This window comes from Castellaniella sp. S9, assembly GCF_027257175.1.
Lineage (GTDB): Bacteria > Pseudomonadota > Gammaproteobacteria > Burkholderiales > Burkholderiaceae_B > Castellaniella.
The window spans coordinates 348904-373351 of record NZ_JAPFGD010000001.1 but is presented as its reverse complement, the minus strand read 5'-3'; the positions used below and the strand labels follow the sequence as shown (position 1 = coordinate 373351).

Annotated in this window: 22 protein-coding genes; 19 read left to right on the top strand and 3 right to left on the bottom strand. The window is 65.4% G+C overall.

The features are described 5' to 3' along the window. Positions 1 to 13 precede the first annotated feature (13 nt). The 5 genes from orn to pgsA are packed head-to-tail and all read left to right on the top strand — an operon-like array spanning position 14 to position 4449. The gene (gene orn / locus OOZ48_RS01825; protein WP_269495108.1) at positions 14 to 559 is read left to right on the top strand and encodes an oligoribonuclease; all 546 of its coding nucleotides are present in this window, start codon (positions 14 to 16) and stop codon (positions 557 to 559) included. Between the two features lie 8 nt (positions 560 to 567). After that, positions 568 to 999 carry a holo-ACP synthase gene (gene acpS / locus OOZ48_RS01820; protein WP_269495106.1) on the top strand — a complete coding sequence of 144 codons (432 nt, stop codon included), beginning with the start codon at positions 568 to 570 and terminating at the stop codon, positions 997 to 999. Continuing rightward, a complete protein-coding gene (nagZ, locus tag OOZ48_RS01815) occupies positions 996 to 2039 on the top strand; it encodes a beta-N-acetylhexosaminidase (RefSeq protein ID WP_269495104.1) in 1044 nt (347 codons plus the stop codon). The genes acpS and nagZ overlap by 4 nt, the downstream gene beginning before the upstream one ends. Next, positions 2002 to 3825 (top strand): excinuclease ABC subunit UvrC, encoded by a 1824-nt coding sequence (uvrC, locus tag OOZ48_RS01810; protein WP_269495102.1) that lies wholly within the window; start codon positions 2002 to 2004, stop codon positions 3823 to 3825. Before nagZ ends, uvrC begins: the two co-directional genes overlap by 38 nt. Before the next feature lie 54 nt (positions 3826 to 3879). Next, positions 3880 to 4449, top strand: a complete 570-nt coding sequence (gene pgsA, locus OOZ48_RS01805; RefSeq protein ID WP_269495100.1) for a CDP-diacylglycerol--glycerol-3-phosphate 3-phosphatidyltransferase — start codon at positions 3880 to 3882, stop codon at positions 4447 to 4449. A 17-nt stretch (positions 4450 to 4466) separates the two neighbouring features. Here the strand turns inward: pgsA and queF are convergent, their stop codons facing one another. Beyond that, positions 4467 to 5294, bottom strand: a complete 828-nt coding sequence (gene queF / locus OOZ48_RS01800; RefSeq protein ID WP_269495098.1) for an NADPH-dependent 7-cyano-7-deazaguanine reductase QueF — start codon at positions 5292 to 5294, stop codon at positions 4467 to 4469. 291 nt (positions 5295 to 5585) lie between these two features. Here queF and aceA point away from each other — a divergent pair, with 291 nt between their 5' ends. Then, positions 5586 to 6908, top strand: a complete 1323-nt coding sequence (gene aceA, locus OOZ48_RS01795) for an isocitrate lyase (RefSeq protein WP_269495096.1) — start codon at positions 5586 to 5588, stop codon at positions 6906 to 6908. Between the two features lie 102 nt (positions 6909 to 7010). On the opposite strand, the gene OOZ48_RS01790 is transcribed toward aceA, so the two are convergent. Next, complete coding sequence (locus OOZ48_RS01790; RefSeq protein WP_269495094.1) at positions 7011 to 8264, bottom strand: sensor domain-containing diguanylate cyclase; 1254 nt, start codon at positions 8262 to 8264, stop codon at positions 7011 to 7013. 168 nt (positions 8265 to 8432) lie between these two features. On the opposite strand from OOZ48_RS01790, the gene OOZ48_RS01785 reads away from it, so the two are divergent. The 10 genes from OOZ48_RS01785 to OOZ48_RS01740 all read left to right on the top strand — a co-directional run bounded on the left by OOZ48_RS01785 (position 8433) and on the right by OOZ48_RS01740 (position 16637). Next, positions 8433 to 9896: a cryptochrome/photolyase family protein gene (locus OOZ48_RS01785; RefSeq protein WP_269495092.1), complete on the top strand. Its 1464-nt coding sequence runs from the start codon at positions 8433 to 8435 to the stop codon at positions 9894 to 9896. A 204-nt stretch (positions 9897 to 10100) separates the two neighbouring features. Further along, positions 10101 to 11048, top strand: a complete 948-nt coding sequence (locus OOZ48_RS01780; RefSeq protein WP_269495090.1) for a P-type ATPase — start codon at positions 10101 to 10103, stop codon at positions 11046 to 11048. A 9-nt stretch (positions 11049 to 11057) separates the two neighbouring features. Beyond that, a complete protein-coding gene (gene ccoS, locus OOZ48_RS01775) occupies positions 11058 to 11210 on the top strand; it encodes a cbb3-type cytochrome oxidase assembly protein CcoS (RefSeq protein ID WP_269495088.1) in 153 nt (50 codons plus the stop codon). Between the two features lie 95 nt (positions 11211 to 11305). Next, positions 11306 to 12787, top strand: a complete 1482-nt coding sequence (gene ccoN, locus OOZ48_RS01770; protein ID WP_269495086.1) for a cytochrome-c oxidase, cbb3-type subunit I — start codon at positions 11306 to 11308, stop codon at positions 12785 to 12787. 12 nt (positions 12788 to 12799) lie between these two features. Beyond that, positions 12800 to 13462, top strand: coding sequence for a cytochrome-c oxidase, cbb3-type subunit II (ccoO, locus tag OOZ48_RS01765; RefSeq protein WP_269495084.1), 663 nt, complete (start codon positions 12800 to 12802; stop codon positions 13460 to 13462). 1 nt (position 13463) lies between these two features. Then, entirely contained in the window at positions 13464 to 13640 is a 177-nt protein-coding gene (locus OOZ48_RS01760) for a cbb3-type cytochrome oxidase subunit 3 (RefSeq protein WP_269495082.1), read from the top strand. Next, positions 13633 to 14535 (top strand): cytochrome-c oxidase, cbb3-type subunit III, encoded by a 903-nt coding sequence (gene ccoP / locus OOZ48_RS01755; RefSeq protein WP_269495080.1) that lies wholly within the window; start codon positions 13633 to 13635, stop codon positions 14533 to 14535. Before OOZ48_RS01760 ends, ccoP begins: the two co-directional genes overlap by 8 nt. Positions 14536 to 14589: 54 nt before the next feature. Further along, positions 14590 to 16086 (top strand): cytochrome c oxidase accessory protein CcoG, encoded by a 1497-nt coding sequence (gene ccoG / locus OOZ48_RS01750; protein ID WP_269495078.1) that lies wholly within the window; start codon positions 14590 to 14592, stop codon positions 16084 to 16086. A gap of 29 nt (positions 16087 to 16115) precedes the next feature. Beyond that, on the top strand, positions 16116 to 16349 hold the full coding sequence (locus OOZ48_RS01745) for a hypothetical protein (RefSeq protein ID WP_269495076.1): 234 nt from the start codon (positions 16116 to 16118) through the stop codon (positions 16347 to 16349). 30 nt (positions 16350 to 16379) lie between these two features. After that, complete coding sequence (locus OOZ48_RS01740; RefSeq protein ID WP_269495074.1) at positions 16380 to 16637, top strand: hypothetical protein; 258 nt, start codon at positions 16380 to 16382, stop codon at positions 16635 to 16637. A 57-nt stretch (positions 16638 to 16694) separates the two neighbouring features. Here OOZ48_RS01740 and OOZ48_RS01735 read toward each other — a convergent pair whose 3' ends face one another. Continuing rightward, positions 16695 to 17423, bottom strand: coding sequence for a helix-turn-helix domain-containing protein (locus OOZ48_RS01735; protein WP_269495072.1), 729 nt, complete (start codon positions 17421 to 17423; stop codon positions 16695 to 16697). Positions 17424 to 17699: 276 nt separating this feature from the next. Between OOZ48_RS01735 and nirK the strand changes: the two genes are divergently transcribed. From nirK to OOZ48_RS01720, 3 genes are all read left to right on the top strand, one after another. Beyond that, a complete protein-coding gene (gene nirK / locus OOZ48_RS01730; RefSeq protein WP_269495070.1) occupies positions 17700 to 19103 on the top strand; it encodes a copper-containing nitrite reductase in 1404 nt (467 codons plus the stop codon). 124 nt (positions 19104 to 19227) lie between these two features. Beyond that, a complete protein-coding gene (locus tag OOZ48_RS01725; protein WP_269495068.1) occupies positions 19228 to 21048 on the top strand; it encodes a hypothetical protein in 1821 nt (606 codons plus the stop codon). A 423-nt stretch (positions 21049 to 21471) separates the two neighbouring features. Next, positions 21472 to 24441, top strand: a complete 2970-nt coding sequence (locus OOZ48_RS01720; RefSeq protein ID WP_269495066.1) for an autotransporter outer membrane beta-barrel domain-containing protein — start codon at positions 21472 to 21474, stop codon at positions 24439 to 24441. Positions 24442 to 24448 lie beyond the last annotated feature (7 nt).

Below are 24448 nucleotides of genomic sequence, written 5' to 3'. Positions count from 1 at the left end.
AGGATTATATGGTATGGCGGTTAACGATCAGCGCCTGATCTGGCTGGACATGGAAATGACCGGCCTGGACCCGGAAAAGGAACGCATCATCGAGATCGCGATGGTGGTGACCGAACCCGACCTGACGCCCGTGGCCCAGGCGCCGGTGTTGGCCATCCACCAAAGCGACGCCTTGCTCGAGGCCATGGACAAATGGAACCAGTCCACCCACGGCAAGAGCGGCCTGATCGACCGGGTGCGCGCATCGACGATCACCGAATCGCGGGCCGAAGACATCCTGCTGGAGTTCCTGGCGCCCCTGGTGCCCGAGGGCAAGTCGCCGATGTGCGGCAACACCATCGGCCAGGACCGGCGCTTCATGGTCAAATACATGCCGCGCCTCGAGGCTTATTTCCACTATCGCAATCTGGACGTCAGCACCCTCAAGGAACTTTCGCTGCGCTGGAAGCCCGAGGTCTATCGCAGCTTCGTCAAGCAAAGCAAGCACGAGGCCCTGGCCGACATCCAGGAATCGATCGCCGAGCTCGCCCATTACCGCGAGCATTTCATCAAGCTCTGAGGGGAACCATGTCCGCACCGGGAATCGCCGGAATCGGCACCGACCTGCTGCGCATCGAGCGCATCGAGCGCGTCTATGCGCGGCACGGGGAACGTTTCGTCGCCCGCATTCTGGGGGCCGACGAGCAGGTGGTGTTTCGCCGGCGCGCGGCGCGCGATCCCCGGCGGGGCATCCGCTACCTGGCGACGCGCTTTGCCGCCAAAGAGGCCTTTTCCAAGGCGATCGGCCTGGGGATGCACATGCCCATGGCCTGGTCGCGCATGCAGGTCGTCAACCTGCCGGGCGGCCGGCCGGGCGTGCGGCTGTCCGGACCGCTGGCCGAGTGGTATGCCGAGCGCTTCGGCACCGCCCACATTTCCCTGACGGACGAGGACGACATGGCGGCGGCATTCGTGGTCATCGAGGCCCTGCCCGCCTTGGCCGAGGCGAGGCCGTCATGACGGCGTCCATGGCGCCCGGCCCCGTCATGGTGGACGTGGCCGGGTTCGAGCTCAGTCCGCACGAGCGCGAGCGGCTGCGCCACCCGCAGGTCGGCGGCGTGATCCTGTTCGCGCGCAATTTTTCCGATCGTGCCCAGCTCACGGCCTTGTGCAGCGCCATCCACGAGGTACGCGCCGAACCGCTGTTGATCGCCGTCGATCATGAGGGCGGGCGCGTACAGCGCTTTCGCACGGACGGCTTCACGCCCCTGCCGCCCATGCGCCTGTTCGGACGCTGGTTCGATGCCGACCCCCAGGCGGCCCTGCGCGGGGCGACCGAAACCGCCTTCGTGCTGGCCAGCGAGCTGCGCGCCTGCGGGGTGGATTTCAGCTTCACGCCGGTCCTGGACCTGGACTACGGCGTCAGCCAGGTGATCGGCGACCGCGCTTTTCATGCGCAGCCCGAGGCGGTGGCCCTGCTGGCCCGCGCCCTGATCCAGGGTCTGCACGAGGCCGGGATGGCGGCCTGCGGCAAGCATTTCCCCGGCCATGGCGCCGTGGCGGCGGATTCCCATCTGGAAATTCCGATCGATACGCGCGCGCTCGAGGACATCCTAGGACGGGACGCCGCCCCCTATGCCTGGCTGGGCGATCTCGCGCTGCCGGCGGTCATGCCGGCCCACGTGATCTATCCCGAGGTGGCGCCCGAGCCCGCCGGATTCTCGCACCGCTGGATCACCGGGATCCTGCGCGGCCGGCTGGAGTATGACGGGGTGGTGTTCTCCGACGACCTCACCATGGAGGGCGCCTCGGTCGCCGGCGACATTCACGCACGCGCGCATGCGGCCCTGGACGCCGGCTGCGACATGGTGCTGGTCTGCAACCGGCCGGACCTGGCCGACGAGCTCCTCGCCGGGCTGGACCGGCCCCTGGACCCGCGCTCGACGGCCCGCATCCGCCGCCTGATGCCGGCGCGCCCGGCGCCCGTGTGGACGACGCTGCTGGCGGACCCGAGGTATCTCCGTGCCCGAAGCCTTCGATCTCAAAACCTTTTTGGCTGAGCTGCCGCGCCTGCCCGGCGTCTATCGGCACATCGACGAGAATGACGAGGTGCTGTACGTCGGCAAGGCGCGCGACCTCAAGCGCCGCGTCAGTTCGTATTTCCAGAAATCCGGCCACGGCCCGCGCATCACCCACATGCTGGCCCGCGTGGTCCGCACCGAGGTCACCGTGACCCGCACCGAGGCCGAGGCGCTGATTCTGGAAAACAACCTGATCAAGCGCCTCAAGCCCCGCTACAACATCCTGTTCCGGGACGACAAGTCCTATCCCTACCTGCACATCACCGCCCACGCGGCGCCGCGCGTCGTCTATTACCGCGGCAGCACGCAGGGCAAGGGGCATTTCTTCGGCCCCTACCCGAACTCGTGGGCGGTGCGAGAGACCATCCAGATCCTGCAAAAGGTGTTCCGCCTGCGCACGTGCGAGGACAGCGTGTACGCCCACCGGACCCGGCCCTGCCTGCTCTACCAGATCGGCCGCTGCTCGGCGCCCTGCGTGGATCTGATATCGCCCGAGGCCTACCGGGCCGACGTGGAGCGCGCGATCCGCTTTCTCGAGGGGCGGGCGGACGAGGTCCTGGGCGACATCGAGGCGCGGATGCTGCGCGCCGCCGAGGCCGAGGACTTCGAGCAGGCCGCCGTGCTGCGCGACCAGATGCGCGCCTTGGCCAAGGTCCTGCAGCAGCAGACCATGGAGCAGGTCGGCGACGACAGCGTGGACGTGATCGCCCTGGCCAGCGCCGGCGGGCGGGTGTGCGTCAACCTGGCCATGGTGCGGGCCGGCCGCCACCTGGGCGACAAGGCGCTGTTTCCCAGCCAGGCCCAGGACGAGGCGCCCGAGGAGGTGCTGTCGGCCTTCGTGGCCCAGCACTATGCCGACAATCCCCTGCCGCCGGTGCTGGTCTGTTCGCATGCGCTGTCGGATCCGGCCCTGATCGACCTGATCGCCCAGCAGCACGGCCACAAGGCGCGCGTCCTGACCCGGCCCCAGGGGGCGCGCCGCTCGTGGCTGGAGCAGGCCGCGCGCAATGCCCAGATGGCGCTGGCGCGCATGCTCAGCGAATCCAGTGCGCGCGCCGCGCGCACGCGGGCGTTGGCGGTCGAGCTCGATCTGGACACCGACGAAGCCGCGCTCGATGCCCTGCACATCGAATGCTTCGACATCAGCCACACCGCGGGCGAGGCGACCCAGGCCTCCTGTGTGGTCTACCAGCATCACGCCATGCAACCCTCGCTGTACCGGCGCTTCAACATCGCCGGTATCGAGCCGGGCGACGACTATGCGGCCATGCGCCAGGCGCTCACCCGCCGCTTTGCCCGCGTGGCCGACGGCGAGGCGCAGATGCCCGACGTCGTGCTGATCGATGGCGGCAAGGGGCAGGTCGAGGTCGCGCGGCAGGTCTTCGTCGAACTGGGGCTGGACGTCAGCGCCATCGTCGGCGTCGCCAAGGGGGAAGGGCGCAAGGTCGGCCTCGAGACCCTGGTATTCGCCGACGGCCGTGCGCCGGTGGCGCTGGGCGTCGAGTCCGCGGCCTTGATGCTGGCCGCCCAGGTGCGCGACGAGGCCCATCGCTTTGCCATCACCGGCATGCGCGCCCGCCGGGCCAAGGCCCGCAACGTCTCGCGCCTGGAGGAAATCGAGGGCGTGGGCAAACACCGGCGCCAGAAACTGCTGGCGCGCTTTGGCGGGTTTTCCGGCGTGGTCGACGCCAGCATCGACGACCTGCGCGCCGTCGAGGGCATCTCGAACGAACTGGCCGAGCGCATTTATCACGCCTTGCGTTGAACCCTGGCGCCGGCCCTGCGCCGCGCCGCCTTGTGGGGTAGTATTGCACCTATCATGCCGCTCAATATCCCCATCGCGCTGACTTGGCTGCGCATCGCCATGATTCCGCTGGTCGTCGGGTTGTTCTACATCCCCTCGGGCTGGATCGATCCGGGTTTTCGCGATGCGGTCGCCGCCGCGGCATTCATCATTGCCGCGGTCACCGATTGGCTGGACGGATGGCTGGCGCGCCGCTGGAACCAGACCTCGGCCTTCGGCGCCTTCCTCGATCCGGTCGCCGACAAGCTCATGGTCTGCGCCGCCTTGCTGGTGCTGCTGGACCTCAACCGCGTCGATTCCTTCATTGCCCTGGTGATCATCGGGCGCGAGATCACGATCTCGGCGCTGCGTGAATGGATGGCCAGGATCGGCGCCAGCAGCAGCGTGGCCGTGCACCGGCTGGGCAAGTTCAAGACCGCCGCCCAGATGGTCGCCATCCCGTGCCTGCTGTACTGGCAGCCCCTGTACGGCGTATCCACGCGGATCGTCGGCACCATCCTGATCGTCATCGCCGCGATCCTGACGGTCTGGTCGATGTGCTATTACCTGCGCCGCGCCTGGCCTGAAATCCGCGCGCGCGGCTGACCCCGGCAGGCCGGTGCCTATTGCCGCAGCGTGCGGGCCTGGCCGATGGCGTCAGGCTGGTGGTTCGCGCGCCAGGGATTGATGTCCAGCCCGCCGCGGCGTGTATAGCGCGCATAGACCAGCAGCTCCTGCGGCGCGCAGCGCTGCATGATTTCCCCATAGATCTTTTCCACGCACAGCTCGTGGAACTCGCTGTGGCGCCGCAGCGACACGATATAGGCCAGCAGGCCGGCGCGATCGATGCGCGGGCCGGCGTAACGGATTTGCAGGCTGGCCCAATCGGGCTGGCCGGTGACCGGACAGTTGGACTTCAGCAATTCCGAGACCAGCGTTTCACGCATGAAGGGCGCGGGATCCGTCGTGCGCAGCCGATCCGGGGCGGGGTCGTAGGTGTCGATCCGGATGTCCTGGTCGTCGATGCAGCGGCCCGCCAGGGCCTGGCAACTGAGCTCGAACGCGGGCCGCACCGGCAGGATCTCGACGTGCACCGGCTTGCCGGCGGCCCGCGTCAGGTCGGCCTGGATGCGCTGGCGCACGATGTCGGGGTGTTCGAAGCGTTCCTCGTTGTAGCCGTTCAGGTAGAGCTTGAGGGATTTGGATTCGATCAGCCTCGGGCTGTCGGCGGGAACGGTAAAGCGGCCCATGGCCACGATGGGTTTGCCATGGGCATTCAGCCAGGACAGCTCATAGGCATTCCAGATGTCGGCCCCGTGGGTGGGCGCCGGCAGATCCAGGCCGGCGCGCGTGTCCGCCCGGGCGATGGGGTAGAGCAGGCCGGCGTCGTATCCCGTGGGTTCGGGGACGTTGCGGCCCAGGGGGCTGTCGGTATAGAGGGTGCGGGACATGGCTGCCGGGGAAGGGTGATCGGGGGGATGGCACGATTGTAGCCCCCTGGCTTGCGGATTTCGGATGGTGCGAATTTCGTTTCGTCATGCGGAATTCGTGATGCTGCATTGCAGTCACTATCCTTCCGTCAAGAGAAAATTATTTTCATAACATGGAAACGTATCGTTAATCATTTGATTTATAAAATGAAAAAATTTTGTCTTATATAAGATATAAGTGCTGTGTGCGCTGCGCCATCCGCATAGACTGTTTCCCAAGGATTTCTTTTTTCTTTGATCGAGGAGCAGACCATGAAGACACGTGAGAGCGAAGTGCGCGACCTCCAGCGGCAATGGGCCGAGGATCCGCGCTGGCAGGGCATCAAGCGGGGCTACGACGCTGACGAGGTGGTGCGGCTGCGGGGCTCCGTGGTCGTCGAGCACACCTTGGCGCGCCGTGGCGCGAAACGCCTGTGGCAACTGCTGCACGAGGAGGATTTCGTCAACGCCCTGGGCGCGCTGACGGGCAACCAGGCCATGCAGCAGGTCAAGGCCGGCCTCAAGGCCATCTATCTGTCGGGCTGGCAGGTGGCGGGCGATGCCAACATCGCGGGCGAGATGTATCCCGACCAGTCCCTGTATCCCGCCAATTCCGTGCCCAGCGTGGTGCGCCGGATCAACAACGCCCTGACCCGCTGCGATCAGATCCAATGGATGGAGGGGCGCAACCCGGGCGACGAAGGCTATGTCGACTATTACGCGCCCATCGTCGCGGATGCCGAGGCGGGCTTCGGCGGCGTGCTCAACGCCTTCGAACTGATGAAGGCCATGATCGAGGCGGGCGCCGCGGGCGTGCACTTCGAGGACCAGCTGGCCTCGGTCAAGAAATGCGGCCACATGGGCGGCAAGGTGCTCGTGCCCACCCGCGAGGCGGTCGCCAAGCTGGTCTCCGCCCGTCTGGCCGCCGACGTGCTTGGCGTGCCCACGCTGCTGGTGGCGCGCACCGATGCCGAAGCGGCCGACCTGTTGACCAGCAACATCGACGAGAACGATGCGTCCTTCGTCACGGGAGAGCGCACGATCGAGGGCTTCTACCGCACCCGCGCCGGCCTGGACCAGGCGATTTCCCGCGGCCTGGCCTACGCGCCGTACGCCGACCTGGTCTGGTGCGAGACCTCGACGCCGAACCTGGACTATGCGCGCCAGTTCGCCGAGGCGATCCACCGCCAGTTCCCGGGCAAGATGCTGGCCTACAACTGCTCGCCCTCGTTCAACTGGAAAAAGAACCTGGACGACGCGACGGTGGCCAAGTTCCAGCGCGAGCTGGGCGCCATGGGCTACAAGTTCCAGTTCATCACCCTGGCCGGGTTCCATGCCCTGAACTACAGCATGTTCGAGCTGGCCCACGGCTACGCGCGCAGCCAGATGAGCGCCTTCGTCGAGCTGCAGCAAAAGGAATTCGCCGCCGCCGACAAGGGATTCACCGCGGTCAAGCACCAGCGCGAGGTCGGGGTGGGCTATTTCGACGCCGTCACCCAGGCCATCGAGGGCGGCCAGTCCTCGACCACCGCCCTGGCCGGCTCGACCGAGGAGGCCCAGTTCGATCATGAGGACCAGGAGGCCCGGGTGGCCTGAGCCGCAGCGGGCCTGAGCCCGGAGAAGTCAAGGGACTTCTCCAGCCCGCACTGTGGGCGGCCTGCCCACTTGGATCACCCTCGTGTTTTGTGCCGCAACGTTTCAGGCCGCGACCACCACTTGGTTGCGGCCTTTGGCTTTGGCGTGATAGAGCGCCTGATCGGTGCGTTGCAGCAAAGTGCGGCGGGATTCCCCCGGCTGCCACGCAGCCACACCCAGCGATAGGGTGACGGTACCCACAACGGCATCTTGTTCGCTGCCCATGGCTCGGCGCACTCGCTCGGCCAGCTCCCGCGCAGCCTGCAGCTGGCAGTTGGGCAACACAATCAGAAACTCTTCCCCACCCCAGCGCACCAGCGCATCGCCACTGCGCACCGTGCGGCCGAGCAAAGCAGCACAGCGTTTGAGGACGTTGTCGCCTTCCTCATGGCCAAATCTGTCGTTGATGGACTTGAAGTTGTCGATATCGGCCAGGATCAAGGCGTAGCCTTGGCATTCCATTTTTGCGGCCCGCTGGCAGCGCTGCAATTGCCGCTCGCCTGCATGGCGGTTGAGCAGGCCGGTCAAGGCATCGTGATCGGCCAGTTCGCGCAGCTCTTGTGTGTGCTTCACCAGCCGGGTTACATCCTTGGCCACGCTGACGTAGTGCTGGGTGATGCCCGCCTCATCCTTGAGCGGGGTGATGGTTTGTGCCGCATGGAAAATGCTGCCGTCCTTGCGCCGATTGGCAACGGTTGCCTGGCAACTTTCGCCACGTGCCAGGGTTTCGCGCAGACGGGCGTAGAAGGCAGGCGGGTGTTCATCCGATTGCAAAAACGTGGGCGTGCATCCTTGCACCTCATCGCTGCAGTAGCCGGTCAGCGCTTCAAAAGCTTGGTTGACGAACAGAATCTGTCCCCGCTGATCGGCAATCACTACCGAATCCTGCGTGGCGTTCAGTGCCCGCGCCAGCAGGGCCTGGTGTTGCTCGGCACGCACCCGTGCCGTGATATCGTGCTGCACCGACACGTAAGCCTGCAGCCGCCCCTGTGCATCGCGCACGGGGGAAATATTCCATTCCACCAGATAGCTGCTGCCATCCTTGCGGTAATTCACTGTCGAACCTTGGAAGAACTGTTCTTTATGCAGGCATTCGCGCAGGCGTTGCAGCACAAGCGGGTCAGTTTGTGGACCCTGCAGCAAGCGCGGCGAATGCCCCAGCAGATCGATGGCGGCATAGCCTGTCATGCGGCAGAACGCCGGGTTGCAGTAGGTGATGTAGGGGCCGCCATCGTGCAGGCGGGCATCGGTGATGACCACGGCATTGAATGCTTGCTCCACAGCGGTTTGCAACAACGGTATCAAATCGGGATTCATGGCTGCGAGAGGACTAGACGAGGAGACCACTGAGGCTGCGCGGTTCATCAGGCGCGTGCGGTGGGTGCTAGCATACCAAGCTTGGGCCGCCTTGAATGTTGGCCCGGTGTTTCAACGGCAACGTTTCGGTCCCCATCTTTTTTAGTCTTGTTTTGGCTGGCTTTTCCCATGTCCCGTACTGCTCTGGTGTGGATGCGCCGCGATCTGCGCTGTGAGGACCATGCCGCCCTGTACTACGCCTTGCACCGATTTGAACAGGTGTATTGCGCTTTTGTGTTCGATACCGACATACTGAACGCTTTGCCCACCCGCAGCGACCGGCGTGTGGAATTCATCCATTCGAGCGTGCAGGCATTGGACGAGGGGCTGCGTCAGCTTGCCATGCGCAGCGGCGCACCCGGAGGAGGATTGATCGTGCGCCACGGCCCCGCCGTGGCCACCCTCGTACAGCTGGCCCAAAGCCTGGGCGTGCACGAGGTGCTGACCAATAGCGACTACGAGCCCGATGCGCGGGACCGCGACCAGCAGACGGCGCAAGCGCTGCGGGCGGTGGGCATTGCCTTCAGCGACTACAAGGATCAGGTGCTGCTGGAAAAAAGCGAAGTGCTGACTCAGCAGGGTCGACCCTATAGTGTATTTACGCCCTACAAGCGGGCCTGGCTGCGGAAGTTGGATGCGTTTCAACTCAAGCCTTATCCAGTGGAGCGCTACGCCCGCCACCTGGCACCCCTTCCAACTGGGGAGGCGCTGCCCACACTGGCCGATCTGGGCTTTGTATCCACCAACCTGGCGGCGTTACCCTTGCCGCCGGGCATGCAGGGCGCGCAGCGGCTGCTGCAAGACTTTGTGCCGCGCATGGCGGCTTACCACGAGATGCGTGACTATCCCGGGCGCAAGGGCGTGTCCTACTTGTCGGTGCACCTGCGCTTTGGCACCGTGTCCATTCGCCAACTCGCCGCGCTAGCGGCGCTGCAGGCGAGGCAAGGCTGCGCGGGTGCGCAGAGCTGGCTGTCCGAACTGGCCTGGCGTGATTTTTACTTCATGATCCTGTGGCACTACCCGCAGGTGGTCACCCGGTCCTTCAAGCCCGCGTACGACCGCGTGCAATGGGACGATGCGCCCGAGCTCTGGCAGGCCTGGTGCGAGGCTCGCACTGGCTATCCGTTGGTGGATGCCGCCATGCGCCAGCTGCTGCTGACGGGCTATATGCACAACCGCCTGCGCATGGTGGTGGCGAGCTTCTTGACCAAGGATCTGGGCATCGACTGGCGCCGCGGCGAGCGTTTCTTTGCCCGGCACCTCAACGACTACGACCTGGCCGCCAACAACGGCGGCTGGCAGTGGGCGGCTTCCACGGGCTGCGACGCGCAGCCCCACTTCCGCATCTTCAATCCCATCACGCAGTCGCAGCGGTTCGACCCGGACGGCACGTTCATCCGCCGCTACCTGCCCGAGCTGAGGTGCGTGCCCGATGCGCATATTCACTTCCCGGCCGCCATGGGGTCCGCCGCGCTGGCCGCCTGCGGTTTGCGCCTGGGTACGGACTACCCGCTGCCTGTCGTTAACCATGCGCAGGCCAGGGTACGCACGCTGATGCGTTTTTCGCTTTTGTCAGAGAGCGATATGTCATGAGACCGGACAGCGATGGAATTACGGCTCTTTCGTTGCGGTCCGACTGTTGCCGAAGACCTATATTTCGCGTGTGTGGCTGAGCGACTGCTTGCCGAGACACCCGTGTAGTCGTCAATGTGGTATTTCCGCGTCGCCAGCGGGGGCAATGACCTCACTTTGATTTAAATCAAGGCTGAGGGGGAACCCCGTCGATATAGTGCCCGCATGCCCCGAGTTTCACTGTTTTCCCCGCCCCCTGGCATGATCGGGGGGATGCGTCGCGCGCGCCGCCACATGCTGGCGCGCACTGGCTTGGCGTGGCTGGCCATGATGCAGGTCATGATGCTGGCGTTTCCCGGCTATCTGCGCGGCGGCGTGCGCACGGCCGAGTCCCAGGCCTCGCTCGAGGACGCCATCGTCCTCATGAACTGGGGCAGCCTGGTGCTGTGCGTGCCGGTGGTGCTGTATTGCGCCTGGCCCGTCTGGCGCGGTGCCTGGCGCGACGTCGGCCGGCTGCGCGTGGGCATGGACGTGCCGGTGGCCCTGGGCATACTCGCCGCCTTCATCCCCAGCGTCCACGCCACCTGGATGAATGCGGGCGAGGTCTATTTCGATTCGGTCTCGATGTTCGTTGCCTTCCTGCTGACGGCGCGCTACCTCGAGACCTGTGCGCAGCAGGCGGTATCCGGGCAGTCCGGGGGATTCGACGAGGCGCCGCTGCTGCGCTCGGCCGACCGCCTGGCGTTCTGGTTCGTCGTGGTGCAGATCCTGCTGGCCGGCGTGGTGGGCCTGTACTGGTTGCAGACGGCACCCCAGCATGCCCTGGCGGTGACCGTCGCCCTGCTGGTCATGAGCTGTCCCTGTGCAATGTCGATGTCGGTGCCCACGGCCTTGGCCGCGCGGCGTGCCGTTCAGTTGCGCGAGGGCGGTGCGCTGGGCGGCGATGACGCGCGCGCACTGGATCGCGCCACGGCCCGGATCGCCCGACAGAGCCTCCACGGTTCGCTCGCCTGGCATCTGTTGATGACACCGCTGGCGGCCCTGGGCTGGGTCCAGCCCTGGCTGGCCGCGCTCACCATGCTGGCCTCCTCGCTGGCCGTGGTTGCCAACGCCTGGCGCCTGACGCGCATGGCCGCGCCCGGCGCGGCGCCGCTGGCGCCGGGGCTGGCCTGAGGCCGTGGCATGGATGCGCTATTCCTCCTGCTGCCGATTTCGTTGCTGTTCGTGGCGGGGATCGGCGTGGCGTTCTGGTGGGCGATTTTTTCCGGTCAGTTCGACGATACGCAGGATGCGGCCCGATCCATCCTGCAGGATGACGATCGGCCGCACACCTAGCGTGTTTGATGCAGATCAATGTGCCTTTGCCTCGGCTAAGGGATTATTCACCGTTTCAAAAAATTAATGTCTTAACTTGTTTTAGGGGAAAGCGCATGGGCATGTCCGGATCCCAAGGGACACAGGCCGAAACCTTCAACTACGGCGTCGTCAGGCAATTCACGATCGCGACCATCGTGTGGGGCGTCGTGGGCATGGCGGTCGGCGTGCTGATCGCCTCGCAACTGATCTGGCCCGAACTCAATTTCGAGACGCCATGGCTGACCTATGGGCGCCTGCGCCCGCTGCATACCAATGCCGTGATCTTCGCCTTCGGCGGCAGCGGCCTGTTCGCCACCTCGTACTACGTGGTGCAGCGCACCTGCCAGGTGCGGCTGTTCAGCGACAAGCTCGCGTCGTTCACGTTCTGGGGCTGGCAGGCCGTGATCGTGGCGGCGGTCATCACCCTGCCGCTGGGATACACCAGCACCAAGGAATATGCCGAGCTCGAATGGCCGATCGACATCCTCATCACCCTGGTGTGGGTGGCCTACGCGATCGTGTTCTTCGGCACCATCGCCAAGCGCCGCGTCAAGCACATCTATGTGGCGAACTGGTTCTTCGGGTCCTACATCCTCACCATCGCCATCCTGCACATCTTCAACAACATCGAGATCCCGGTGTCGTTCTGGAAATCCTACTCCGCCTACGGCGGGGTGCAGGACGCCATGGTGCAATGGTGGTACGGCCACAACGCCGTGGGCTTTTTCCTCACCACGAGCTTCCTGGGCATGATGTATTACTTCGTGCCCAAGCAGGCGGAGCGGCCCATCTATTCGTACCGCCTGTCGATCGTGCACTTCTGGGCGCTGGCGTTCACCTACATGTGGGCCGGCCCCCATCACCTGCTGTACACCTCGCTGCCCGATTGGACGCAGTCCCTGGGCATGGCGTTCTCGCTGATCCTGCTGGCGCCGTCCTGGGGCGGCATGATCAACGGCATCATGACGGTGTCGGGCGCCTGGCACAAGCTGCGCACCGATCCCATCCTCAAGTTCCTGGTGGTGGCGCTGTCCTTTTACGGCATGGCGACCTTCGAGGGCTCGATGATGTCCATCCGCACGGTCAACGCGCTGTCGCACTACACCGACTGGACCGTCGGCCACGTCCACGTGGGCGCCCTGGGCTGGGTGGCGATGATCACCTTCGGCTCGCTGTACTACCTGATCCCGCGCCTGTACGGCCGCGAGGCCATGGCCAGCAAGGAAATGATCAGCCTGCACTTCTGGCTGGCGACCATCGGCGTGGTCCTCTACATCGCCTCGATGTGGATCGCCGGCGTGATGCAAGGGCTGATGTGGCGCGCCACCGGCGAGGACGGCACGCTGACCTACAGCTTCGTCGAGGTCGTGAAGTCCACCTATCCGTTCTACACCATCCGCATGATCGGCGGCCTGTGCTTCCTGGCCGGCATGTGCGTGATGGCCTGGAACACCTGGTTGACCGTCAAGGGGCGGGAAGGCGTCGATCCGCTCGTGCCGCTGGACAACGCCGCGGACGCCGTTCCCCGCACCGCCGCCGTGGCCGCATCGGCTTAAGGAGCTTCATTCATGTCCAATACCAAAGCCAAGAAGCGTTTTTCGCATGAGCTGCTGGAGCGCAACGTCGGATTGCTGATCGTCTTCAGCATCCTGGTGGTGTCGTTCTCCGGCCTGGTCCAGATCATCCCGCTGTTCTTCCAGCACTCCACGACCACCCCGGTCGAAGGCGTGCGGCCCTACGAGGCGCTGAACCTGGTCGGGCGCGACGTCTACATCCGCGAGGGCTGCGTGGGCTGCCATTCGCAGCAGATCCGCATGCTGCAGTCCGAGGTCCAGCGCTACGGTCCGTACTCCATCGCCGCCGAGTCGATGTACGACCATCCCTTCCTGTGGGGTTCCAAGCGCACCGGCCCCGACCTGGCGCGCGTGGGCCAGCGCTATTCCGACGAATGGCACCGGATCCACCTGCGCGATCCGCGCGCCGTGGTCAAGGAGTCCAACATGCCGGCCTATCCGTGGCTGCAGCGCAATTCGGTCGAGGGCGTGGACGTCCAGGCCCGCATGCGCGCGCTGCGCACGCTGGGTGTGCCCTATACCGACGAAGAGATCGCCGCGGCGCCCGAGCAGCTCGAAGGCAAGACCGAGGAAGACGCCATCGTGGCCTATCTGCAAGGCCTGGGGGTCGGCGGGCGCGCGGCCGCCGCCGCGGCCATGGAAGCGGGGAGCCACTGACATGGTCGGCGTCATCAATGGAATCATGACGGTCCTCGGGATGATCACATTCGGCGGCATCGTCTGGTGGGCCTGGTCGGCGCGCCGCGCCGAGGCGAACCAGCAGGCATCGATGCTGCCGTTCGCGCTGCCCGAGGAATTTCAGCAGCACAAGAAAGTCGGGGATACAAATGAGTGATTTCATCAGCGGTTTCTGGGGCTATTACATCGCCGTCATCGCGCTGGGCGGCATTGCCTGGTGCATCTACCTGCTGTTCTCCCAGCGCGCCTGGCTCAAGCGCAATGTCGAGGTCGTCGAGGACACCGGGCACGTATGGGACGGCGACCTGAGCGAACTCAACAATCCGGTGCCGCGCTGGTGGACGGTGATGTATCTGGCCCTGTGCATATTCGCGCTGGGCTACCTGGTTCTGTATCCGGGGCTGGGCACCTACGAGGGCACGCTGGGTTTCACCGCCGGCAAGCAGGTCCAGCAGGAACAGGAGGCCCTGAACACCCGCATCCAGCCCATCTACGAGCGTTTCGCCGCGATGTCCATCCCCGACATCGCCCGCGACGAGGGCGCGCGCGAGATCGGCCAGCGCCTGTTCCTGAACAACTGCGCCCAATGCCATGGATCCGATGCCAAGGGCGGACGCAGCTTTCCCAACCTGACCGACAAGGCATGGCTGTGGGGCGGCGAGCCGGACCAGATCCTGCAGACCATCACCCAGGGCCGCCACGGCATCATGCCGCCCTGGAAGGCCTCGATCAAGCCCGACGAGGCCTCCAACATCGCGCAGTACGTGCGCTCGCTCTCGGGTCTGGCGCACGATCCCCTGCGGGTGGTGCCCGGCAAGCGCGGCTTCGATACCTTCTGCGTGGCCTGCCACGGCGCCGAAGGCAAGGGCAACACCCTGGTGGGCGCGCCCGACCTGACCGACGACGTCTGGCTGTACGGCAGCTCCGAGGCGACCATCGTCGAAACCATCCTGGAAGGCCGCGACAACCAGATGCCCGCCCAGGAACATATCCTGACGCCCGAGCAGATCAAGCTGCTGGCCGCCTGGGTCTGGGGACAATCCAACGAGTAAGGTGCGCCGGCACCGGCCGCCCCCGCGGCCCACTGAATCGACATCGAGGACATCATGAGCAAGGAATTCCCCGAAATGGTGGCCGAGCAAAAGGCTCGTCGCACACCTGCCCCGGAGCGCCCCCGCGTGCGCAAGGGGTCGGGAGGATCCTCGCCGCAGGTCGAGCGGGCGCTGGCCGAGGTCCGCTCCAAGATCTATCCGCGTTCGGTGTCGGGCAACTATGCCCGGATCCGGGTGGCCATGGTGTTCCTCACCCAGCTGATTTTCTACGGCTTGCCGTGGCTGCAATGGAACGGCCGCCAGGCGGTGCTGTTCGACCTGGGCGCCCGCAAGTTCTACCTCTTCGGCATGGTGATGTGGCCGCAGGACGTCATCTATCTGGCGGTCCTGCTGGTGCTTTCGGCCTTTGCGCTGTTCCTGTTCACGGCCATGGCGGGGCGCTTGTTCTGCGGTTATGCCTGTCCGCAGACGGTCTATACCGAGATCTTCATGTGGGTCGAGGCCAAGGTCGAGGGCGACCGCCTGGCGCGCATCCGCCTGGACGAGCAGCCCTGGAACGGGCGCAAGCTGCGCCTGAAGGCGACCAAGCATTTCCTGTGGCTGCTGATCGCCCTCTGGACCGGCTATACCTTCATCGGGTATTTCGCGCCGATCCGCACCCTGGGCGCCGACCTGCTGGCCTTCGAGCTGGGTCCCTGGCAGTGGTTCTGGATGCTGTTCTATGCCTTCGCGACCTGGGGCAATGCCGGCTTCATGCGCGAGGCCGTGTGCAAGTACATGTGCCCGTACGCCCGCTTCCAGAGCGTCATGGTCGACGACGACACCTTCGTCGTCACCTATGACCACGTCCGGGGCGAGCCGCGCGGCGGGCGCTCGCGCAAGATCGACCACAAGGAAGCCGGCATGGGCGACTGCGTGGACTGCAGCCTGTGCGTGCAGGTCTGCCCGACGGGGATCGACATCCGCGACGGCCTGCAATACATGTGCATCGGCTGCGGCGCCTGCGTGGACGCCTGCGACCAGGTCATGGACAAGATGGGCTACGAGCCCGGCCTGATCCGCTATACCTCGGGCAACGCCATCACCGAGGGCATGACCCAGCAGCAGGTGCGCCGCCGCATGCTGCGCCCGCGCGTGATCGCCTATTCGGCGGTGCTGGGCGCCATCGCCATCGGCTTCGTGATTTCACTGGCCACGCGCACGACGCTGCGCATGGACGTGATCCGCGATCGCGGCGCGCTAGGGCGCGAGGTCGCCGGCGGCATGATCGAGAATGTCTACCGCCTGCAGTTCATCAATTCGTCCGAAATGCCGGTGACGCTCAAGCTCAGCGCCGACGGCGTGCCGGGATTGGCCATCGAGACCACCGACGGGGCCACGAGCGTGCAGGTCGATGGTTCGTCCAACCGCCTGGTGCCGGTGGTCCTGCGCGCACCCGCCCAGGGTCTGGCGCCGGGGCTGTACGATATCAGCTTCACGAGCGTGGGCACGCGTACGCCGGACGATGTCAGTACCGTGGTCGAGCAGTCCAGCTTCTATGTGCCGCGATAGCCGGCGGGCCGATGGCGCGAGGTGAATCCATGACAGACAAGGAATCCCGATCGATCGAGCCGGACGGCGCGGACGCCGGCACACCGTGGTGGCGGCATCGCTGGCCCTGGCTGCTGCTGCTTGGGCCCGCCTTGGCGGTCATCGGATGCGTCGTTACAATCGTCCTGGCCTTCCAGTCCTATGGGGACCAGGCCATACAAGACGGCGGTACACGGCAGGGTTTGCTCGTCAGTCCGCCCGCACAAGAAAAAACAGGGCATTGACGGCGAATGTGCTCGACACGAGGGGGAACCATGAAGACGAAACTGCGCAAACTGATGTGGATATTGTGGCCATCGTTCCTGGTGGCGGGGGCGACCAGCGCTATCGTGTTCGCCCTGGTGGATCCGCAGGACGTGGTGTTCCTGGATCACCTGCAGGGTTCGCGCCAACTGGTCTACAGCCTGGGATTTTTCGTGTTCTGGCTGATGGCGGCGCTGTCCAGCGCCTTGACGCTGCAGATGGCGCCGCGGGGGATCGAACTCGACGAGTTCGGCGAGCCCATCGAATAGACGGCCGCGTCACCCGCTGCGCGATGCGGCTGTGCCCCCGGGCATCCTCGCGGGACGCTAGCCGCAATCCGTGCCGGACAGGGCCTGCAGCGCCCCCATGTCGAGGATGTGCACCTCGCGCTGCTGGACGCGGATCAGGCCCTCGCGGGCAAACCGCGAAAACAGGCGGCTGACGGTTTCCAGCGTCAGACCCAGGAAATTGCCGATTTCCTCGCGGCTCATGCGCAGGATGAATTCATAGGGCGAATAGCCCAGCAATTGCAGGCGCTGTGACAGGTTCAGCAGAAAGGCCGCCAGGCGCTGCTCGGAGCGCAGGCTGCCCAAGGCGAGCAGCAGCTGGTGCGAGCGGTTGATTTCCTTGCTCATGAGGCGGCGCAGCTGCAATTGCAGCGAGGGCAGCTCCAGCGAGAGCTTGTCCATTTCGTCCAGCCGGATGATGCAGACCTCGGAGTCCTCCAGGGCGATCGCATGCGAGACATGCTCGTTATTCATCAGGCCGTCCAGGCCGAGGATCTCTCCGGGCAGCAGGAACCCGGTGATCTGCACCTGGCCGCCTGCGTCCTCGAGCTGGGTCTTGAGCGAGCCGGAGCGGATGCCGTAGATGGCATCGACCGGATCGCCCAGATGGTACAGGGCGCCGCCCTTGCCCAGCCGGATGCGCTCCTTGATCAGCTCGTCCATCTTGGTGACGTCGGTGCGCGACATGCCCAGCGGCAGGCAGATCGCGTTCAGCATACAGGTGGAGCAGCGGGTCGACTCAGGGGCGACAGGTACGCGTCTGAGCATACGGACCTTCGAGGGGCGTCCAGGGGAAAGGGTTTCGGTCAGCAAGGCATCGCCTACGGAAAAGCGCTCCTGGCGCGGGAAACTGAATCCTGGTCATCATGGGGCCAGTATACGTGACGGCCCCATTGGAAAAGACCACGGCTAGTGTCGAATTATAAGGTTTTTGTCAGGATATTTGTGGCTTGGAGTAATTCGGCAAGGCTTTCGTTGCGCACATCATAGGCTACCTATATGATCGACGTTGAGTCATTCTATGCTTGAAAGAAGGGGATTTTGATGAAATCGGTATGGATGTCGTTCTGGATGGCGTTGGCGCTGTTCATCTCGCTGGCCTTCGGCGGCGCTGCGTTCGCGGCCCACGACGGCAATGATGGGGTGGACCGGTCGGTCACCTACAAGCCCGATGTCACGTTCACGCTGCGCACAGCCATTGCAGAAGGCAAGCTGGTGTTCATCGGCGACCAGGGCTCGATCGCCCAGCAGGTCAATCCCGACCTGAGGGTGCCCGAGGGCGCCGTGGTGCAGATCAACCTCATCAACGGCGACGGTGCCACGCACGACATCGCGGTTCCCGAGTTCCATGCCCAGTCCGACAATATCTCCGGCAAGGGGGCGGCCACGGCGATCGTGTTCCGCGCGTCCAAGAACGGCACCTTCGAATACCTGTGCACCCTGCCGGGGCACAAGGCGGCCGGCATGTTCGGCAAGATCATCGTGGGCGAGCCCTCGACGGCCATCCAGCCCCAGGCGCCGCAAATCGCGCATGATCCCAATGACGTGGGCGAGCCCGTGGGCAAGCGCGGGCCGCAGGATGTCACGGTGGACTTGCTGACCACCGAGATCGAGGCCCGCCTGGGCGAGAACAGCACGTATCGGTTCTGGACTTTCAACAACAAGGTGCCGGGTCCCCTCATCCGCGTGCGCGTCGGCGATAGGGTCACCGTCAACGTGACCAACCCCAAGGACAGCACGCACATCCACTCGATCGACCTTCATGCGGTGACCGGGCCGGGGGGCGGGGCGGACGTCACCCAGGTGCCGCCGGGCCAGACCAAGAGCTTCACATTCAAGGCGATGCACCCAGGGCTGTTCGTGTATCACTGCGCGACCCCCATGGTGGCCCAGCACATCACCAACGGCATGTACGGGATGATCCTGGTCGAGCCCGAGGGCGGCCTGCCCGAGGTCGACCACGAGTTCTACGTCATGCAGGGCGAGCTCTATACCGCGCAGAAGCACGGCGCGAGCGGCCTGCAGGAATTTTCGCTCGATAAGCTCCTGGCCGAGAACCCCGAACACGTGATGTTCAACGGCTCGATGGACGCGCTGACTAAGATCTACAGCATGGAATCGAACGTGGGCGACGTCGTGCGGATATTCATGGGCGTGGGCGGACCGAACCTGACCTCCAGCTTCCACGTCATCGGCGAGGTGTTCGATCGCGTCTACAACCAGGCGTCGCTGACCAGCAAGCCGCTGACCGACGTCCAGACCACCCTGGTGCCGCCGGGCGGCGCCACGATGGTCGAGTTCAAGACCGACTACCCGGGCCACTACATCATGGTGGACCACGCCTTGTCGCGCGTCGAAAAGGGCGTGGCGGGCATCCTCACAGTCAAGGGCGAGGCCGACGACTCGATCTTCCACAGTACTGAAACACCCCATTCGGTCGGGCATTGAGGCCGGGCATCGGCGGATAGGGCACGGGGCGCGCGGCGCCCCGTTTCTTTTGCCGCCGGACTGCTTCGAGGCAAAATGATGGCAATCCGACAGGTAGGCCGTCATTGACGGGTAGCGATAGAACATGAGCGTAGACAGTGTGTGCCATGCCGGCTTTCATCATGGGCTGCGCCAGCCTGACCAGATCCTGACGATGCGCCTGGGCCACTGTCCGCCCGCCATCGATTGGGAACGGTTTGATGCCTGGTTGGCGGAAAAACTGGCGATCCCCATACAGCGGACGGTCGCAGGAGGCGCATCCGGGCACGAGGCGACCCGATTGATGGGGCGTATTTTGCAAGTCGCGGCCGCCTTGCAATACGCTGCGCACATTCCCGTATTCGAGCCGGGCCGCATTTTGTCTTGCGACGCCGATCCCGCCCAGGAGGGCGCCTGGATCTTTCGGGTTGCGGTTGCGCAGGTGGACTTCATGGCGGCCGACCTCACCTCCCTGGCCTATAACACCGCGACGACCCTGGTGCTTGAAGTCGCCGCCGATCTTGCGCGCTTTGCCGACCCCGAGGCCTTGTATCGGCAACTGCAAGAACACCTGATGCAGCCCTTGGAACGGGCTTTGCCGGCGGGAAAGTCATCGATTCACCTGCTGCGGACCGCCCATGAACGCGGCATCCCCTGGCGTCACCTGGGTCATTGCGTATTCTTGCTGGGCTGGGGCCGGCACGCGCTGCGCACGCGGCTCGGCAAGGTGGAAACCGACGCTTTGCTCGGCGCCCATGCGGCACAGCATAAATTCATGGCGGCGCAATGGATGCGGCAAATGGGGCTGCCCGCGCCCGAGCACCGGCTCGTCGCTGACGAGGCGGGGGCTTTGGGGGCTGCGGAGCAATTGGGCTGGCCGCTGGTGGTCAAGCCGGCCGATCGTGATCGCGGCGAGGGCGTCACGGTGGATGTTGGCTCCGACATCGAATTGCGCCGCGCCTTCCAGCATGCGCTGGGCTTTTCCGAACAGATCCTGGTCGAGCGCCCGGCACCCGGCGTTTGCCATCGCGTGCTGGTCGTGCGCGGGCGGGTCCTGTACACCGTCAGGCGCCAGCCGGTTTCCGTTGAAGGCGATGGGCGGAGAACCGTGGTCGAATGCATCCGGGACGCCAATGCGCGACGACAATCGATCCCTCTCTGGGACAGGCCGCCGCCCTATCCCTCGGATGCGCCGGCCTGCGCGGCCCTGGACCGTGCCGGCCTGACGATGTCCAGCATTCCGGCGCCCGGCACCTGGGCGCCCCTGCGCCCGATCGAGTCCACTGAATGGGGTGGGCGGGACGAGGATTTTTCGGCGGCGCTTCATGCCGACAATGCGGCGATTGCCATCCAGGCGGCATCGCTCTTCGGTCTGGATGTCGCGGGCGTCGATATCATTTCGCCGGACATCACGCGTCCCTGGCATGAGAACGGCGCCGTCATCAACGAGGTGAACGCGGCGCCTTCGCTGGGGGCCAGCCAGAGCTCGCTGGAGACCTTGCCCGCGTTGATGGCGCTGCTTGTCGCGGGCGACGGCCGTATCCCGATCGAGGCGGTGGTGGGGGCGGGGACGGCCTGGCACAAGGCGCGGGCCAGGCAGGCGCACTGGGCCGCCCAGGGCCGTGCCTGTTACGTCACCAGCCATGCGGCGACCGAGGACGCCGGCGGGAATCCGATGCCCCTGGCCGTGTCGGGGCTTTTTGCGCGCTGCATGGCCTTGCTGATGAATCGGCATGTAGAGGCGCTGATCCTGCTGGTGCAAACGGACGAGCTGCTGGAAACCGGCCTGCCGGTCGATCGCCTGGATCGGGTCGAGCGCATCCCGGACGAACCCGTGTCCTTGAGGTCCACCCACCCCCTGGCCGCAAGGGAGGCGACCGACAGGCTCCATCAGTTTCTATTGGCGGCGGCAAAGATTGAAATATAATTGTTTACGTATGTTCTATTTTTGTTTCACTGAAATTTCCGACTCTCAGGTGCGCACGTCACACCGAGCTTCCCGCGCAAGGCCCATCCCGATCGGTTTGGGCCTCTTTTTTAAGGCCGCCAAAGCATGAATCGCCCCTACTGCGTCGTCCGGAATACGTCCCTGGGTACGTTGTATGCGGCATCGGAACGGTCCCACTTGCATCCCGGCCCGCGCACTGGCGTGCGACCCCTCATCGCCGTCCTAGCGCTGGCCCTGGGCGGCCTGATGGCGGCACCGGCGTGTGCCGAAGGCGGTAGAGGCGGATCTGCCGGCACCGGTCTGCCCTTGGGCGGCGCGGGCGGTACGGCTGACAGTCCGGATGGCGCTAGCGGTCTGTTCGATGACGGTAACGCCAGTGGAGGCGGGGGCGGAGGCGTCAGTTTGTCGACCGGGGCGGGGGGCGCCGGTGGGAACGGCGGCGGGGATGCCGGCGGCCTGGGTGGTGCGGGCGGCGCCGTGGGCGCCTCGACGGCCATCAATGACGGTGTCATCCATGGGGGTGTTGGCGGCGCCGGCGGCGGATCCTCCACGGGTGTGGATGGCGGCGGCGGTGGCGGCGGTGGTGGTTTTGGGCTTCAACTGGACGGCGCCGGCGTCAACAATGGCAGCATCACCGGAGGCGCGGGCGGCGCAGGGGGTTCCAGTACGGGCGGCAGCGGTGGCGGCGGCGGCGGCGAAGGCGGCGGCGCCTTGTTGATGACCAGCGGCGGCAGCTACGTCAATGAGGGTGCCTTGACGGGGGGCGCGGGCGGCACGGGTGGCGCCGACGGCACGACGGGTTCGGGCAGCTATGGAGGCCAGGGTGGGGCGGCTGCGGTGTTTCAGGGTGCCGGCGCCCTGCAAAACAATGGCGCCATCACCGGGGGTGCCGGCGGGACCGGCGGCGATACGGGGTCCGTCGTCGGGGCGGCCGATGGCGGCGCAGGTGTGGTGGGTACAGGCATCCGCGTCACGAATGCCGGCACGATATCAGGGGGGCTCCGGGGGGGTACGGGCGCACAGGCCGCGGCCATCCACTTCCTGGGGGGCGACAACACCTTGATCCTGGACACCGGATCCGTACTGAACGGTGTGCTCAGAGTCGACAGCGGCACGCTGACCTTCGATCAAGACACCGACCAGACTCTGGGCACCTACATCACCGGTGGCGGCGCGGTCATCAAGGACGGCGCGGGCACCCTGACCCTGACCGACAACAATAGCTACACCGGGGGCACTCTCATCAAAATGGGCACCCTCGCCATTGGCGAGAGCGACGGTCGCCTGGGTGAATCCTCGCGCGGACTCACGTTCGACGGCGGCGCCCTGCAGGTTGGGAATTGGCACAGCTCCAGCCGGAACGTGACACTCGAGGCGGGTGGCGGCACGATCGACGTGAACGGGATAGGTGCGGCATCGACGTTCTCGGGGGTGATCGCGGATGGTGCCGCCGCGGGCGCCCTCACAAAGACGGGCGTCGGCACCTTGACGCTCAGCGGCGCCAATACCTACACCGGGGGCACCACGGTGCGCGCCGGGCAATTGAACGTCGCAAGCGGCAGCAGCCTGGGCAGTATGGGGACCGTAGTCGTGGGCAATGCCTCGGGCGGCGCGGATGCGACACTGGCCTTCCTGGACGGATCCAGCGCCACGGGCCTCGCCATCAGCAACCAGGAAACCGGCACCACGAGTTTTGCGGGGAACGTGGCTATGGACGCGACGACCCGCATCGATAATGCGGGGTTCCTGGACTTCTCCGCGGTGACCACGGACTTGCGCTTCGGCGCCCTGACGGGGACCGGCAATGTGGACTATGGCGCCCGCAACCTGACCCTTGGGCAGGCCTCCGGCGATACGACCTACGACGGCGTCTTGTCGGCCACCGGCGGACTGACCAAGACCGGCGCCAATACCGTGATCCTGAATGGGCAAAATACCTACACGGGCGGCACCACCGTCAACGCGGGCACACTGGAGATCGGTGATCGAAATTCGCCGACCGCCAGCATCCAGGGGGATGCCCAGGTCAATGCGGACGGCACCCTGCGGGGACACGGCACGGTGCAGGGCAAGGTCAACAATGACGGAACTGTCCGCCCGGGCGGTTCGATCGGGACCCTCACGATCGGCGGTGACTACACCCAGTCGCCCTCGGCTACTTTGCGTATCGATGTCAGCCCCACAGCGGCTTCGCAACTGAAGGTCGGGGGCACCGCGACACTGAACGGCACACTGGATGTGCTCTACGGTCCAGGCACCTACACCACCAAAAGCTACAAGATCATTGACGCGGGCGCCGTCAGCGGGAAATTCGCGACCGTGTCCGGCAATACGCCCGAGGGTTTTACGCAAGGCCTGACGTATTCCGCCAGCGCCGTCGACCTGAACCTGACCGGAGGCCTCGTCATCGCCCCCGGCAATGCGACGATCTTTGGTGCGATGGGCTCGGCGCTGTTGCGCGACGCCCAACGCGTGAACGGTGTGCTGCTCGAGCGGCTTGCCCGCAGCTGCGAGCCTTCGGACAGCCGGAATTGCGCGCGTTCGGGCCGCCCCGCATGGATCGTGGCAAACGGGACCTTCAATCGCATCGAAGGGAATCACGGCGCGCCGGATGTGCGTGAAGACCGCTACGGATTCGTGGCGGGCAGCGACCGCGCACTGGGTGCCTGGACGGTGGGGCTGGCGGGCGGCTACAGCCACGGCAAGGTGCGCGAGGACACCGGCCAGGCGTCCGGCGAGGTGGATACGCTGCGGCTGGCCGCCTATGGTGCGCGCGCCTTGGGGGCCGTGGATATCGCGATGACCGCCGGCTACGCCTATGACTTTATCTCGACCCGGCGCGACTTCGGTTCATTGGGGAATACCCGTGGCAGCGCCCACGCCCAGGAATTCAATGCCGGATTGCAGCTGAGCCGGCCATTCAGCCTGGGCACCACGGCCGTCACGCTGACCCCGCGACTGGGGGTGCGCTACGCCCATGTCAGGGGGCTGGGCCTGGATGAAACCGGGCTGGCCAGCCAGCGCCTGTCCGTCGATCAACAAACCCTCGACAGCCTGCAGCCCTATGTGGACGTCAGCCTGGACTATACCTTCGAGCCGGCCTACACGAGCCGCGCCGGGCGCGTCCAGGCGCGCGTCGCCTATGCCTACGAGACGCAGGGCAGGGCGCGCGACGTGTCGGTCACATCGGGCGACGGCACAAGATTTCTGATTCCAGGCACACAGGATACGCGCGGGCTCACCACGGTAGGCCTGGGACTGAGCCTGCCGATGGGAAAGACGGCAACAGCCCATGCGCGTTACGACACCGTGCTGCCCACCGGGAACGTGCGCAGCCAAGCCATATTTGCCGGCGTTGATTTCCGATTCTAAAAAAAAG